This is a genomic window from Alcanivorax sp. HI0007, assembly GCF_001635525.1.
Taxonomy (GTDB): Bacteria; Pseudomonadota; Gammaproteobacteria; order Pseudomonadales; family Alcanivoracaceae; genus Alcanivorax.
In genome coordinates this window covers 1-205 of the sequence record NZ_LWEJ01000210.1, presented here as the reverse complement: position 1 = coordinate 205, position 205 = coordinate 1, and the positions used below count along the sequence as shown (strand labels likewise).

The following is a 205-nucleotide window of genomic DNA, read 5'->3' as shown; positions in this document are numbered from 1 at the left end:
CACTGTGACCGAGAAGGGCAATGAACTGACCGTGCGTATCCCGCCCACCTTTACCGGCTACATGAAGCCGTTCACCAAGATCGCCATGGAACAGAATGGCAAGAAAGTGGCCATCGCCAATGCCACCCATGACTACGCCAAGTACTGGACCAAGGCATTCGTGCCCACCTGGGAAGCCATGGGCGGCACCGTGGTGGCGGATAAC

At 58.0% G+C, this 205-nt stretch carries 1 pseudogene; it reads left to right on the top strand.

Going from position 1 to position 205, the window contains the following annotated elements:
• Window positions 1-205 (top strand): annotated as a pseudogene (locus A3714_RS18070) (ethanolamine utilization protein EutJ); the annotation flags it as partial.